The organism is Roseomonas sp. TS2 (assembly GCF_058833935.1).
Map to the genome: position 1 here is coordinate 1 of NZ_JCACVY010000118.1, position 14,346 is coordinate 14,346.

Here is a 14,346-nt window from a genome sequence, read left to right on the forward strand (position 1 = left end):
TCGGGCCGGTGAGCCGCCCGGGCGGGAGGGCCACAGCCCCTCCCGCCGTTCATCCGGCTCCCGGCCGGGTCAGGCCGGCTCCATCACCAGCATCTCGCCCACCAGGGCGCCGATGGCCAGCGAGGCGGTCAGCCCCGGGCTCTCGATGCCGAACAGGTTCACGAGGCCGGGCTGGCCATGCGTCTCCGGCCCCTGGATGACGAAATCCTGCGCCGCCTGCCCGGGCGGCACGATCTTCGGGCGGATGCCGGAATAGCCCGGCTGCAGCGCGCCCTCCGGCAGGCCGGGCCAGTAGCGGCGGATGGCGGCGTAGAAGCTGTCCCCGCGGCGCGGGTCCACCTCGTATTCCACCTTCTCCACCCACTCGACATCCGGGCCGAAGCGGCACTGGCCGCCGAGGTCGATGGTCAGGTGGGTGCCGAGCCCGCCCGGCACCGGCACCGGGTAGATCAGCCGCGAGAAGGGGGAGCGTCCGGCCAGGGTGAAGTAGTTGCCCTTGGCGTAGTAGGCGGTGGGCACATGGCCGGCCGGCATGCCTTCCAGCGAGCCGGCGAGGCGCGGCGCGTAGAGGCCGGCGGCGTTCACCAGCAGGCGGCAGCGCAGCTCCATCGGCTCGGCGCCGCCGACGCGGATCTCGGCGCCGCCCTCCGGCAGCAGCCGCCCCCCCAGCACCGGGCTGTGGAAGACGAACATGGCCCCCGCATTCTCGGCATCGCCCTGCAGCGCCAGCATGTAGGCGTGGCTGTCGATGATGCCGGTCGAGGGCGAGACGAGGGCGGCGGTGCAGGAGAGGGACGGCTCCATCTCCAGCGCCTCCTCGCGGCTGACCAGCCGCAGGTCCGGCACGCCATTGGCGGCCGCGCGCTCGCGGATGGAGGCGAGCTTGCCCGTCTCCTCCTCGTTGGTGGCGACGATCAGCTTGCCGCAGTTGCGGTGCGGCACGCCGCGCTCGGCGCAGTATTCGTAGAGCCGGTGCTTCCCCTCGACGCAGAGCCGCGCCATCAGGCTGCCCCTGGGGTAGTAGATGCCGGCGTGGATGACCTCGCTGTTGCGCGAGGAGGTCTCGGTGCCGATGCCCTCGGCCGCCTCCAGCACCAGCACCTCGCGGCCGGCCAGCGCCAGGGCGCGCGCCACGGCCAGCCCCACCACGCCCGCGCCGACGACCACGCATTCGACCTGATCCAAGGCCATTTCCTCCGGGGATGACAAGCGGGCCCTGGTTCTACCGCGCCGCCGCCCCGCCGTCGCGCGCCGGTTGAGGGAAAGGGCGCGGAAACCCGCTCAAAAATGCGATGGCGGGCTTCCGGCGGCTTCTTTGGGCGCAGGGCGCTTGACGCGCCGCCGCCGCCGCTCCACGCAGCCGGGCATGGCCGCTCCCCCGCTTCTGCTCCTCCAGGATATCCGCCTCGGCTTCGGCACCACGCCGCTGCTGTCGGGCGCCACGCTGTCCGTCTCGCCAGGGGAGCGCCTGGCGCTGATCGGCCGCAACGGCTCCGGCAAGTCCACCCTGCTGAAGATCGCGGCGGGGCTGGCGCAGCCGGATGGCGGCAGCCGCTTCCTCCAGCCCGGCGCCACGCTGCGCTACCTGGAGCAGGAGCCGGATCTCGGCACCTTCCCCTCCGTGCTGGCCTATGTCGAGGCCGGGCTGACGGCGGGGGACGACGAATACCGCGCCCGCTACCTGCTGGAGCAGCTCGGCCTCACCGGCGAGGAGAGGCCGGCCAACCTCTCGGGCGGCGAGGCGCGCCGCGCGGCGCTGGCCCGCGCGCTGGCGCCGTCCCCGGACATCCTGCTGCTGGACGAGCCGACCAACCACCTCGACCTGCCGGCCATCGAGTGGCTGGAGCAGGAGATCGGCGCCATGCGCTCGGCGCTGGTGCTGATCAGCCACGACCGCCGCTTCCTGGAGACGATGACGCGGGAGATGGTGTGGCTCGACCGCGGCACCACCCGCCGCCTCGGCCGCGGCTTCGCGCATTTCGAGGAATGGCGCGACGAGGTGCTGGAGCAGGAGGAGAAGGAGGCCCACAAGCTCGACCGCCAGATCGTCCGCGAGGAGGACTGGATACGCTACGGCGTGACGGCCCGCCGCAAGCGCAACGTGCGGCGCGTGGGTGAGCTGGCCGGGCTGCGCCAGCAGCGGCGGGAGCGCCGCGCCGCCCAGGGCGGCGTGAAGATGGCGGTGGCCGAGGGCGAGGCCTCCGGCACGCTCGTCATCGCCGCCGACGGCATCAGCAAGAGCTTCGGCGAGCGGGCGGTGGTGCGGGAGTTCTCGACGCGCATCATCCGTGGCGACCGGGTCGGCATCGTCGGGCCGAACGGCGCGGGCAAGACCACGCTGCTCTCCATGCTGACCGGCGTTCTGGCGCCCGATTCGGGCGAGGTGAAGCTCGGCACCAACCTGCAGATGATCAGCCTCGACCAGCGCCGCGCAGCACTCGACCCCACCGCCACCGTGGCCGAGACGCTGACCGGCAAGCGTGGCGACCAGGTGTGGGTGAACGGCCAGCCGCGCCACGTCATCGGCTACATGAAGGACTTCCTGTTCCTGCCGGAGCAGGCGCGCACGCCGGTGGTGGCGCTCTCGGGCGGCGAGCGGGGGCGGCTGCTGCTGGCCCGCGCCTTCGCCACCCCCTCCAACCTGCTGGTGCTCGACGAGCCGACCAACGACCTCGACCTCGAGACGCTCGACCTGCTGCAGGAGCAGATCGCCGAGTATTCCGGCACGGTGATCGTCGTCAGCCACGACCGCGACTTCCTCGACCGGGTGGCGACCAACGTCATCGCCTGGGAGGGGGAGGGGCGCTGGCAGGACTATGCCGGCGGCTATTCCGACATGGTGACGCAGCGTGGCCATGGCGTGCGCGCCCGCGCCGAGGCCGCGAAGCCCGCCACGCCGAAGCCTGCATCCGCCGCGGCGCCGGCCGCCACGAGGAAGAAGCTCTCCTTCAAGGAGCAGCACGAGCTGGAGACGCTGCCCGCCCGCATGGCCAAGCTGGAGGCGGAGGCGACCAAGCTGCGGGAGATCCTGGCCGACCCCGGCCTCTATGCGCGGGACCGGGCGCGCTTCGACAAGGCCACCGAGCTGCTGGCCCGCGCCGAGGCCGGGCTGGCCGAGGCGGAGGAGCGCTGGCTGGCGCTGGAGATGCTGCGCGAGGAACTCGGCGGCTGAGCCGCCGGGTGCTCAGGCGGCGCCCTTCTGCAGGGTGAAGGTGGAGGGCTGCACGCCGCCGGCGCGGAAGCTGACATCGTATTGCAGCCCCGCCTGCTCGAAGCGCAGCTCGGCCCGCGCGCCCTGGCCGAGATCATGCGCCAGGCCCCGTTCCAGGAAGCGGAGCCCGAAGCCGCGCTGCGCCGGCGCTTCCCGCAGCCGCAGCTTGCCATGCTCGTGCCAGGAGAAGTGGATCACGCCGTTCGGCGTCGCGCGCCAGGTCAGGGTGACGCGGCCATCATGCGCCAGCGCGCCGTGCCGGCTGGCATTGCTGGCCAGCTCGGAGATGGCGATGACCATGGCCTGCGCCTGGGCCGGTCGCACCACCACGCCGGAAGGCCCGTGCATCACGAGCTGCCCGGTGGCCAGCCACACCGCCTTCCAGGGGGCCAGCGCCGCCTCGATCGCGCCGTCGAGCGTGGCCTTGGACCAGCCGACCGAGGCGAGCAGCTCGTGCGAGCGGGAGAGCGCGCCCAGCCGCGCGCTGAAATCGGCGGCGAAGCGGTTGGGGTCCTGCCCCGCGCCGCGCATGGTCTGCGCCGCCAGGGACTGCACGGTGGACAGCGTGTTCTTCACCCGGTGGTTCAGCTCGGCCACCAGCTCCTTGCGCCAGCTCTCGATGGCCGCCTTGTCGCTGATGTCCATCACCACCAGCGAGAGGCGGGCCTCGGCCCCGCCGCCCAGCACCGGCTCCGCGGCGATGAAGTAGTGCTGGCTGCGCCCGCCCGGGGCCATCACCTGCACCTCCTGCCCCGGCAGCCCCTCGCCGCGGGCCAGGGCGCCGCGGAGCATGGGCAGCAACAGGCTGCCCAGCAGCGGCATCGCCTCCGCCAGATGGCGGCCGACCAGCCGCGCCTCCGGCTGCCCCGCCAGGGCGGCGAAGCCCGGGTTGATCTCGCGCAGGCGGCACTCGCCGTCCAGCAGCGCCAGCCCGGCCGGCGTGGCCTTGCAGATGGCGCGCAGCTCGGCCCCCTTGTGCTGCGCGCCGCGCGCCTGCTGCCGCTCCCGCCACCGCGCCGAAAACAGCCCCGCCAGCAGCAGGGAGCCACCCGCGCCCATGCCGGCCAGGCCCAGGGAAAGGCTGACGCGCTCCTGATGGCGCTCCTCGGCGCGCAGCCGCCGCATCTCCGTGCGGATGGTCCGCTCCAGCACCAGGCCCGCCATGTCGACCATGCCCGCGTCGGGAGCCCCCTGCAGCCGCGCGACGGCCGCGGCCAGGCCGCGCTGGGCGGGCGCCAGAGGCGGCTCCGCCGCCGCCAGGCGGGCCAGGGAGGCGAGCACCGCCTCGAGCGAGCCGCCACCTTCCCGTCGTTCGTCCAGCAGGGCGAGCAGACGCTCGGTGTCCTGCAAGCCGCCCTCCAGGCTTTGCAGCCGCTGCTCGTTCTCCCCGTTGCGGTAGAGCAGCTGGTAGCTGGTGGCCGCCATGCCGGCGAACAGCAGGCCCACGGCGAGCCCTGCCGTCAGCCAGAGCCGGGAGTCCTGGCCCGCCTGCTTCAGGAAGGGAGTCATGCGGGCCGCCGGAGGGCAGGACCACCTGCGGCACGGCGGGAGACATCCAGCCCGCATCCGCGTGGAATGTGGTCTGGTGCGGGTTCACTGGCCGTCGGCACGATCATGTGCTGCATGGCAGGGAGTGAAGCGCGATTTCGCCAACAACGCGATAGGGATGCCCTGCTTGTTTTACAAAATGTTGCATGAATGCACGGCCTTGCGGTAACCCCGCCCGCCACTGTGGGAAGGAAGCCGCCATGGACGAGGACGACGACGAAGCCCCGCCCGGCCTGCCCGCCGGCACGCCGTTCTACATGACGCCCGCCGGCCACGCCGCCCTGCAGGCGGAGCTGCGCGCGCTGTGGAGCGAGGAGCGGCCAAAAGTGGTGGAGATCGTCTCCTGGGCCGCCAGCCTCGGCGACCGCAGCGAGAATGCCGACTACCAGTACGGCAAGCGCCGGCTGCGCGAGATCGACCGCCGGGTGCGCTTCCTGCGCAAGCGGCTGGAGCGGGTGCAGGTGGTGGACGCGGCGACGCAGCCGCGGCGCGACCAGGTGTTCTTCGGCGCCACCGTCACCTATGCGCGGGAGGACGATTCGGAGGTCACCGTCACCATCGTCGGCGTAGACGAGACGGATCTCGACCGCGGGCACATCTCCTGGGTCTCGCCGGTGGCGCGGGCGCTGCTGAAGGCCCGGGTGGGGGATCTGGTGAAGCTGCGCACCCCGGCGGGGCCGGAGGAGCTGGAGGTGGTGGCGATCCGCTATCCGGCGCCGGGCGCAGCCTAGGCTCGCTTTCGCGCGAGACGGCGCAGGGGCGCGCCGTATTCCCCTGGCGGAGGCGGACGGCCGGCGCCATGCTGCCCGGCGTGGCCTTGCCCGCCACCGATGGAAACGCCGGAACCTTCCAGCCATGTCGCAGCACGCCGTCCGCCCGCCCGCCACGCCGGGACTCCGGCTGCGCCTGGGCACCGCCTGGGGCGGCCTCTCGCCGACGCTGCGGGGCATGGTGTGGATGGGCCTCTCCGGCCTGCTGTTCAGCCTGCTCAACGCCATCATGAGCGGCATGACGCGGGAGATGCATTCCTTCCAGGCGCAGTTCCTGCGCTACGCCTTCGGCTTCGCGGTGATGCTGCCGCTGCTCTGGCGGGAGGGGCCGCGCGCCTATGCGCCGAACGGCCTCTCCGGCCAGCTCTGGCGCGGCGTGGTGCACACGGCGGGGCTGCTGCTGTGGTTCCTGGCGCTGCCGCACATCCCGCTGGCCGATGTCACGGCGCTGGGCTTCACCGGGCCCATCTTCATCATGGTCGGCGCCGTGCTGTTCCTGGGCGAGAAGGTGGTGGCGGCGCGCTGGGTGGCGGCGCTGGTGGGGCTGGTCGGGGTGGCCATCGTGCTGGCGCCCAAGCTCTCCGGCGGCGGCGGGCTGTGGAACCTGGTGATGCTCTCCGCCTCGCCGCTCTTCGCCGCCTCCTTCCTCATCACCAAGGCGCTGACGCGGCGGGACCGGCCGGATGTCATCGTCATGTGGCAGGCCATCACCATCTCGCTGTTCACGCTGCCCTTCGCGCTGGCCTCCTGGCAGGCGCCGACGCTGGTGCAACTGGCCTGGTTCGCGGTGGCGGGGCTGCTCGGCACGCTGGGCCACTGGTGCCTGACGGAGGCGTTCCGCCTCGCGGACGTCTCCGCCACCCAGCCGATCAAGTTCCTCGACCTCGCCTGGGCGGCGATGCTGGGCTTCCTGCTGTTCGGCGACATCCCCGGCTGGACCACGCTGGCCGGCGCCCTGGTGATCTTCGGCTCGGCGAGCTGGATGGCCCGCCAGGAAGCGCGCGCGCCGAAAGCGTGAGGGGCGCGGGCCGCCGGCCACGCCCCCCCCGAGGCTCAGTTGCTGGCAACGCCCGCCAGGGTGAGGATGGTGCCGAGCGCCGTGGCGATCCCCTTCACGCTGGCCGTCTGCTCCACGTCGATCCATTCCTCCAGCGAGTGCTCCCGCCCGCCGCTGCCGCCGGTGCCCAGCGTCACGGCCGGGATGCCGAGGCTGATCGGGATGTTGCTGTCGGTGGAGGAGGCCTCGTGCTTCAGCGCGTAGCCCTGGGCGCCGATGGTGGCCGCCGCGACGCGGGCGATGCGGCTCTCGCGCGCCGTGGTGCCGGCCGGGCGGTCGCCGATCTGCTTCACCTCGACGCGGATCTCGCCGCGCGCCGTGTCGCGCGCCGCGTTCTCGTCCGCCGCCGCCTGGGGCAGCGTCTCCAGGAAGCGCGCCTCCAGCACCGCCAGCGCCTCGGCCGAGGCGGAGCGGAGATCGACCTCCATCCACATCGCCTCGGGGATGGCGTTGATCGAGGTGCCGCCGCCGATGCGGCCGATGGAGAAGGTGGTCTTGGGGTGGGCGGGCACGCGGATGCGGCCGAGGTCGTCCGCCGCGCGGGCCAGGGCGAAGGCCGGGTTCACCAGCCCGAAGGCGCCGAAGGAATGCCCGCCGGGGCCGCGGAAGGTGATGCGGTAGCGCTTGCTGCCCACCGCCCCATGCACCAGCCGGGCGGGGTCGATGCCGTCCATGGCGATGAAGCCGGCCACCTGGTCGCGCCAGCGGTTGGCGCGGAAGAAATGCTTCACGCCGCGCAGGTCGCCGGCGCCTTCCTCGCCCACCGAGGCCAGCAGCAGCAGCCCGGCGCGGGTGCGGATGCCCGCCGCGTCCAGCGCCCGCGCCATGGCCAGCAGCACGGCCAGGCCGCGCGTGTCGTCGCCGACGCCGGGGGCGCGCAGGATGGTGCCCTCGCGCTTCACCGTCACGTCGGTGCCCTCGGGGAACACCGTGTCGAGATGCGAGCAGAGCACGATGACGCCGGCCGAGGGGTCGGTGCCCGGGCGCAGCGCGGTGACGTTGCCTTCCTCGTCGGTCTCCACCTGCTCCAGCCCCTGGTCGCGCAGCAGGCCGGCATAGGCGGAGGCGCGCGCCGCCTCGCCGAAGGGGGGCGAGGGAATCTGGGTGAGCGCGATGAGCTGCTGCACGAAGCGGTCGTGGTCCGCCTCCAGCGCCGCCACGATGCGGGCGAAGGCGGGGCTGGCCAGCAGATCCTGCACCTCGGCGGCCGGGTCGGCGCCGCCGGTGGCGGTGAGCAGGGCGCGCAGGGCAGGGGCGGCGTCGTCGGGCATGGGAGTCGGGCCTCGGCAATCAGGGGTCGGAAAAGGGCGCGGACGTTCCGCCCGGGCGCGCGCCGGGTCAAGGGGGCGGGCCGGGGATGCGGCCGGCCCCCATGAGCCGGCCCTCGTGAGCCGGCGGGCGCCGCCCCGCTCAGCTTGCCTTGATGCCGGCGCGGGCGATCAGCGCCTCCCACTTCTCGATCTCGGCGCGGAGGAAGGCGGCGCTGCTCTGCGGCGTGCTGTCGGACACGATGTTCATGGCCTGCTTGCGCAGCGTCTGCTGCACGCCCTGCTGCGCCATCACGGCATTGATGGCGCGGTTCAGCGTGGCCACGGTCTCCGCGGGCGTGCCGGCGGGGGCCAGCACCATGTGCCAGGTGAAGGATTCATAGCCCGGCACCGTCTCGGCCACGGTGGGCAGGTCCGGGTAGAGGGGCGAGCGCTCCCGCGCCGTGATGGCGAGACCGCGCATCTCGCCGCGCTCGATGAAGGGCATGCCGCTGGAGATGACATCGACCATCATCGCGACATTGCCGCTCAGCAGGTCCGGCATGGCGGCGGTGGAGCCACGGTAGGCCACGTGGTTGACCTCCAGCCCGCCGGCCATCGCCAGCAGCAGCTCGGTGGCGAGATGGATGGAGCCGCCATTGCCGTTGCTGGCGTAGTCGTACTTGCCCGGATTCTCGCGGAACAGCTTCAGCAGCTCGGGCAGGCTCCGGGCCGGCACCGCCTTGTTCACCATCACCACGTTGTGGATGCGGCCAATATGCGCGACGGGCTGGAAATCCGCGACCGGATCGAAGGGCAGATGCGGGAACAGGGCGCGCGCCACCGAATGCCCGACGGTGGTGTAGAGCAGGGTGTGGCCATCCTTCGGCGCCTTGGCCACCGCGTCGCTGGCGACGATGACGCCGGAGCCGGTGCGGTTCTCCACCACCACCCGCTGGCCGAGGGATTTCGAGAGTTCATCCGCCACGAGGCGGGCGGGCAGGTCGGTGGGGCCGCCGGCCGAGAAGGGCACCAGCAGGCGGATGGGCTGGCTCGGCCACGCGGCGGCCTGGGCGCGCGCGGCGGCGGGCCACAGGGCGGGCGCCGCCAGCGGGGCGAGGGCGGGGAGGCGCAGAAGCGTACGGCGATGCATTGGAAGGCCTTTGCGGTTCGGGAGTCGCGCGGGCCGTGTCGGGCGTGTTTTTTTATGGGTGGGCCGCGCCCCGGAACCGGGGCGCGGCCGGGCCGTTCAGGTGCCGACGCGCAGCGGCGCGCCCAGCTTGCGCAGGCAGGCGATGACCGAGAGCGCGGTGATCTTCCCCGTCTTGGGATTCTCGCTCGGGATGTTCTCGATGGTCATGGAGAAGCTGGCCGAATCCGCCTCCACCTCGATGCGGTGGGTGTTGCGGGTCAGCGCCGGGTCCGCCCAGATCTCCAGGCTGGTGCGGTCCGGCCCGATGCCGGCGAGCGAGAGCGCCACCGCCACGTTGAGGTTGGCGGGGAAGCCGATGGCGGCCTCCCGCGGAGTGCCCTGGAAAATCCGCAGCGGCTCGCGGATATCCTCGATCCGGATGCCGTGCTCCTCCAGATAGGGGGCGCCCACCAGCCCGCGCACCGGCTTGCGGGTGATCATGCGCACCGCGTGGATCTCTCCCTCGGCGGCGGCGGAGACGGCATCCAGCCCAAGCAGCGCGCCGGTCGGCACGATGATCTGCCCGCCATGGCGGCGCGCCGCCTCGACCAGCCCCTCATGCGAGAGCAGCGCGCCGGCGCTCAGCACCACCGCCTTCTTGCCAGCCTCGACGAAGGGGCCGACGATCTGCGGCAGCAGCGCCGCCGGCGCGCACTCCACCACCAGGTCCGCCAGCGGCGGCAGCTCGGCGATGTCGACCACCGGCACAGGGTGGCGCAGCGTAGACAGGGTCCGCGCCGCCTTGGCCTTGTCCCGCGCTGCGACGGCGGACAGCTCGCAGCCGGGAATGCCGGCATCCAGCGCCTCGGCCAGGCGCTGGCCCACCGCCCCGAGTCCGGCGATGGCGACCCGCAGCGGGCGGGGCCGCGGCTGTGACATGACATTCATCCTGTATACCTCTCGGTGGTGAGCAGAGCGCCGGGGCAGGATACTGGCAAACGAATTCCCGGTCGGCGATGCATGCGCTAGGCTCATGCATGGCCCGGCGAACCCTTCCCCCCCTTGCGGCGCTGCGCGGCTTCGACGCCGCGGCGCGCCACCTCTCCTTCACCGGCGCGGCGGCCGAGCTGGGGCTAACCCAGGGCGCCGTCAGCCGGCAGGTGAAGGCGCTGGAGGAGGATCTCGGCCAGCCCCTGTTCCGGCGCCTAACCCGCCGCATCGTGCTGACGCCCGAAGGCGCCGCCTTCCACCGCGCCGTGGAGGAGGCGCTGGCGCTGCTGGCCGAAGGCGCTGGGCGGCTGCGTGGCGGGCCGCCGCGGCGGCTGACGCTCTCCGCCCTGCCGACCATCGCCTCTGCCTGGCTGATGCCGCGGCTGGATGGCTTCGCACGTCGGCATCCGGGGCTGGAGGTGCGGCTGCTCTCCTCCATCGAGCCGGTCTCGCTGGCGGGAGGGGAGGCGGACCTGGCGATCCGCGTCGGCCGGCTGCCGGGTCAGCCGCAGCACCGGCTGGCGCCGCGCATCGAGCTGGAGATGGTGCGGGACTGGCGCGGGCTGGAGGCCATGCCCTTCCTGCCGGATGTGCTGGTGCCTGTCTGCCGCGCCGAATGGCTGCCGAACGGTCCGCTGGAGCCTGCCGCCCTGGCAGCCCTGCCGCTGATCCATGTCTCCACCCGCCGCCATGCCTGGCCGGACTGGCTGCGCGCCCAGGGTGTGCGCCTGGCCCCGCAGCGCGTGCAAGGCGGCCTGTCCTTCAGCCATTTCTTCATGGCGCTGGAAGCGGCGCGGAAGGGGCAGGGCGTGGCGCTGGTGCCGGACATCCTGCTGCCCGGCAACCTTCCGCAGGAAGGACTGGCCGTGGCGGGCACGGCGCGTATCGCCAGCGCGGGAAGCTATGTGCTGCTACGGCAGGACAGCCGCAAAGGAGAGGGGCCGCTCGATGCGCTGCATGGCTGGCTGCTGGCGGAAGCGCGGCGGAGCCTGATGGATACGCACCCGGGCCGCGAGGGAAGCGAAGCCCAAGGAAATTACGCCGCCAATGGGGGGGGGCGGGACGTAATTTTCGGTAAGCTAACGGCCTCGGAAGGATTTGCCAAGGCCAAGCAAGGCCAAGGCAGCAACCCACGCGAAAACGGCCCGGCGGCAATGCCACCGGGCCGTTCTTTCGCCGCGCTGCGTCAGGCCTTGGCTGGCCGCCTTAGCTGGCCGCCTCCGGCGCGTGCTCATTCTCTCCGTCGCCGTCCGGCCGGCCGTCATCGGGCTTGGGCAGGGCGGGGAGAGGCGCCTCAATGAACTCGAAGGTGAGGCTGTCATCCTTCTTGCCCACCTTGACCGCGCCACCCTTGGCCAGCTTGCCGAAGAGCAGTTCCTCGGCCAGCGGCTTCTTGATGTATTCCTGGATGACGCGGGCCAGCGGCCGCGCGCCATACAGGCGGTCGTAGCCCTTCTCGGCCAGCCACTCCTTGGCGGCGGAGGACAGCTCGATGGTGACGTTGCGGTCCGCGAGCTGGGCTTCCAGCTGCATCACGAACTTCTCCACCACGCTGCCGACGATCTCCGGCGTCAGGTTGCCGAAGGGCACCACGGCGTCCAGGCGGTTGCGGAACTCGGGGGTGAACAGGCGCTTCACCGCCTCCTCATCCTCGCCCTTCCGCTCCTCGCGGCCGAAGCCGATGCCGTTCTTGGCCATGTCGGCGGCACCGGCATTGGTCGTCATGATCAGGATGACGTTGCGGAAATCGACCGTCTTGCCGTTGTGGTCGGTCAGCTTCCCGTGGTCCATCACCTGCAGCAGGATGTTGTAGAGGTCCTGGTGGGCCTTCTCGATCTCATCCAGCAGCAGCACCGCATGCGGATGCTGGTCGATGCTGTCGGTCAGCAATCCGCCCTGGTCGAAGCCGACATAGCCCGGCGGCGCGCCGATCAGCCGGCTGACGCTGTGCCGCTCCATGTACTCGGACATGTCGAAGCGGATCAGCTCGATACCGAGCGTCTTGGCGAGCTGCTTGGCCACCTCGGTCTTGCCGACACCGGTGGGGCCGGAGAAGAGATAGTTGCCGATCGGCTTCTCCGGGTCACGCAACCCGGCGCGGGACAGCTTGATCGCGGCGGAGAGGGCCTCGATCGCGTTGTCCTGGCCGAACACCATGGCCTTGAGGTCGCGCTCCAGGTTCCGCAGCGTCTCCTTGTCGTCGGTGGAGACGCTCTTGGGCGGGATCCGGGCGATCTTGGCGACGATGTCCTCCACATCCTTCAGGGTGACGGTCTTCTTCCGCTTCCCCTCGGGCTGGAGCATGCGCGAGGCGCCGACCTCGTCGATGACGTCGATCGCCTTGTCCGGCAGCTTGCGGTCGTGGATGTACTTGGCCGAGAGCTCGACGGCGGCGCGGATCGCCTCCGGCGTGTACTTGACCTTGTGGTGCTTCTCGTAATTGACCTTCAGCCCGGTCAGGATCTTCACCGCGTCCTCGACCGTCGGCTCGTTGACGTCGATCTTCTGGAAGCGGCGGACCAGGGCGCGGTCCTTCTCGAAGTAGGTGCGGTATTCCTTGTAGGTGGTGGAGCCGATGCAGCGCAGCGTGCCCTGGGCCAGGGCCGGCTTCAGCAGGTTGGAAGCATCCATCGCGCCACCGGACGTCGCGCCCGCACCGATCACGGTGTGGATCTCGTCGATGAACAGGATGGAGCCGGGCTGCTGCTCCAGCTCGTTCACCACGGCCTTCAGCCGCTCCTCGAAGTCGCCGCGGTAGCGGGTGCCGGCGAGCAGGCTGCCCATGTCGAGCGCGAAGATGGTGGACTTGGCCAGCACCTCCGGCACGTCGCCCTCGATGATCCGCTTGGCCAGCCCCTCGGCGATGGCGGTCTTGCCGACGCCCGGGTCGCCCACATAGAGCGGGTTGTTCTTGGTGCGGCGGCAGAGGATCTGGATGGTCCGCTCGATCTCGGAGTCGCGCCCGATGAGCGGGTCGATCTTGCCCTGCTGCGCCTTCTTGTTGAGGTTGACGCAGTAGTTGGAGAGCGCGTCCTGGCCACGGCGGCCCTGCGGCTTCTCCTCCTTCTCCGCGCCTTCCTCGGCACCCGAGGCGGTGCTGGGCGGGTTGCCCTGCACCGGGCGGCTGGTGCTGCGGCCAGGGGCCTTGGCGATGCCATGGCTGATGAAGTTCACCGCGTCCAGCCGCGTCATGTCCTGCAGCTGCAGGAAGTAGACGGCATGGCTCTCCCGTTCGCTGAACAGGGCGACGAGCACATTGGCGCCCGTCACCTCGTCGCGGCCCGAGGATTGCACATGGATGGCGGCGCGCTGCACCACCCGCTGGAAACCAGCGGTCGGCTTCGGGTCGCCGGAGCGTTCGGTGACGAGCCCGGCGAGATCCTTGTCCAGGAACTCGGCCAGGTCGCGCTTCAGCTTGTCCTGATCGACCCCGCAGGCGCGCAGCACGGTGGCGGCGTCGGTGTCGTCGACGAGGGCAAGGAGCAGGTGCTCCAGCGTGGCGTATTCGTGGCGGCGTTCATTGGCCAGCGCCAGCGCACGGTGGAGCGTCTGCTCAAGGTTGCGGGACAGCATGCGGTGTGACGCTCCCCTTCCAGGAACGGCACCGGGTATGGAAGGGTCCGGCGCCGCAAGACAGGGTCTTTCGACCCAGGATAGCCGTAATGTGGTCTCGCTCCCCTATGACGGCGAGGGGTATTCTAAGTTTCACTAGGTTACACAGAGATGATCACGCCCCGCATCATTCCTTTTTGCCCCATCATTCCTTTTCGATGGTGCACTGCAGCGGGTGCTGGTTCTGCCGGGCGAGGTCCATCACCTGGGTGACCTTGGTCTCGGCCACCTCGTAAGTATAGACGCCGCACACCCCCACGCCACGGCGGTGGACATGTAGCATGATGCGCGTCGCCTCCTCGCGGTTCTTCTGGAAGAAGCGCTCGAGCACGTGCACCACGAACTCCATGGGCGTGTAGTCGTCGTTCAGCATCAGCACCTTGTACATGGCAGGCTTGCGCGTGCGCGGGCGTGCCTTGACCACGACGCCGGTATTCGTGCCGTCCTGCGAGCCGCCCTGGCCGCCATTGCCATTGTTGCCGGGGCCGTTGTTGTCGCTGTCCTGATCCGGGCGCTTGTCCTGGTCCGTCATGTCACTGCTGCCGGCTTGCCGGTTGTCTGCTGCACCCAATGGGCTGTCCGTCCGTAATCGGGGGGAGGGGTCTGGAATCCGCCACTGGACCCCGCTCCTCGCGCCCATGATGCCCGAGAATATCGGACGGGCGGGGCCAAGGTGAAGGGCCGAGCATGTCGATGACGATGGAAAAGCGCCACCACGCCGTAAAAGCGCCAGGGCATGGGCCGGGCTGGCGGGCGCGGGGCGGGCGCGGCGCGCACGC

General features: G+C 71.2%; 11 protein-coding genes. 4 read left to right on the forward strand and 7 right to left on the reverse strand.

Going from position 1 to position 14,346, the window contains the following annotated elements; translation table 11 throughout:
• Positions 1-69: 69 nt before the first annotated feature.
• On the reverse strand, positions 70-1,185 hold the full coding sequence (locus tag ACZJYS_RS16795) for an NAD(P)/FAD-dependent oxidoreductase (RefSeq protein WP_109517774.1): 1,116 nt from the start codon (positions 1,183-1,185) through the stop codon (positions 70-72).
• 181 nt (positions 1,186-1,366) lie between these two features.
• Here ACZJYS_RS16795 and ACZJYS_RS16800 point away from each other — a divergent pair, with 181 nt between their 5' ends.
• Positions 1,367-3,172, forward strand: coding sequence for an ABC-F family ATP-binding cassette domain-containing protein (locus ACZJYS_RS16800; RefSeq protein ID WP_493179668.1), 1,806 nt, complete (start codon positions 1,367-1,369; stop codon positions 3,170-3,172).
• A 12-nt stretch (positions 3,173-3,184) separates the two neighbouring features.
• On the opposite strand, the gene ACZJYS_RS16805 is transcribed toward ACZJYS_RS16800, so the two are convergent.
• Positions 3,185-4,720, reverse strand: coding sequence for a sensor histidine kinase (locus tag ACZJYS_RS16805; RefSeq protein ID WP_493179669.1), 1,536 nt, complete (start codon positions 4,718-4,720; stop codon positions 3,185-3,187).
• A gap of 239 nt (positions 4,721-4,959) precedes the next feature.
• Here ACZJYS_RS16805 and greB point away from each other — a divergent pair, with 239 nt between their 5' ends.
• Both greB and ACZJYS_RS16815 read left to right on the forward strand, forming a co-directional pair.
• Complete coding sequence (gene greB, locus ACZJYS_RS16810) at positions 4,960-5,490, forward strand: transcription elongation factor GreB (protein ID WP_219929762.1); 531 nt, start codon at positions 4,960-4,962, stop codon at positions 5,488-5,490.
• 124 nt (positions 5,491-5,614) lie between these two features.
• The gene (locus ACZJYS_RS16815) at positions 5,615-6,547 is read left to right on the forward strand and encodes a DMT family transporter (protein WP_379633640.1); all 933 of its coding nucleotides are present in this window, start codon (positions 5,615-5,617) and stop codon (positions 6,545-6,547) included.
• Positions 6,548-6,582: 35 nt separating this feature from the next.
• Here the strand turns inward: ACZJYS_RS16815 and ACZJYS_RS16820 are convergent, their stop codons facing one another.
• The 3 genes from ACZJYS_RS16820 to ACZJYS_RS16830 form a co-directional block, all read right to left on the reverse strand.
• The gene (locus ACZJYS_RS16820) at positions 6,583-7,857 is read right to left on the reverse strand and encodes a M20/M25/M40 family metallo-hydrolase (protein WP_493179670.1); all 1,275 of its coding nucleotides are present in this window, start codon (positions 7,855-7,857) and stop codon (positions 6,583-6,585) included.
• Between the two features lie 139 nt (positions 7,858-7,996).
• Entirely contained in the window at positions 7,997-8,986 is a 990-nt protein-coding gene (locus ACZJYS_RS16825) for a tripartite tricarboxylate transporter substrate binding protein (RefSeq protein ID WP_493179671.1), read from the reverse strand.
• Positions 8,987-9,082: 96 nt separating this feature from the next.
• Complete coding sequence (locus ACZJYS_RS16830; RefSeq protein ID WP_109517780.1) at positions 9,083-9,904, reverse strand: aspartate dehydrogenase; 822 nt, start codon at positions 9,902-9,904, stop codon at positions 9,083-9,085.
• 98 nt (positions 9,905-10,002) lie between these two features.
• Here ACZJYS_RS16830 and ACZJYS_RS16835 point away from each other — a divergent pair, with 98 nt between their 5' ends.
• Positions 10,003-11,256, forward strand: coding sequence for a LysR substrate-binding domain-containing protein (locus ACZJYS_RS16835; RefSeq protein ID WP_493179672.1), 1,254 nt, complete (start codon positions 10,003-10,005; stop codon positions 11,254-11,256).
• Here ACZJYS_RS16835 and clpA read toward each other — a convergent pair.
• Together clpA and clpS are read right to left on the reverse strand one after the other, a co-directional pair.
• On the reverse strand, positions 11,162-13,528 hold the full coding sequence (gene clpA, locus ACZJYS_RS16840) for an ATP-dependent Clp protease ATP-binding subunit ClpA (protein WP_109517782.1): 2,367 nt from the start codon (positions 13,526-13,528) through the stop codon (positions 11,162-11,164). The genes ACZJYS_RS16835 and clpA overlap by 95 nt on opposite strands.
• A 184-nt stretch (positions 13,529-13,712) precedes the next feature.
• Positions 13,713-14,099: an ATP-dependent Clp protease adapter ClpS gene (gene clpS / locus ACZJYS_RS16845; protein ID WP_109517783.1), complete on the reverse strand. Its 387-nt coding sequence runs from the start codon at positions 14,097-14,099 to the stop codon at positions 13,713-13,715.
• Positions 14,100-14,346: the final 247 nt, after the last annotated feature.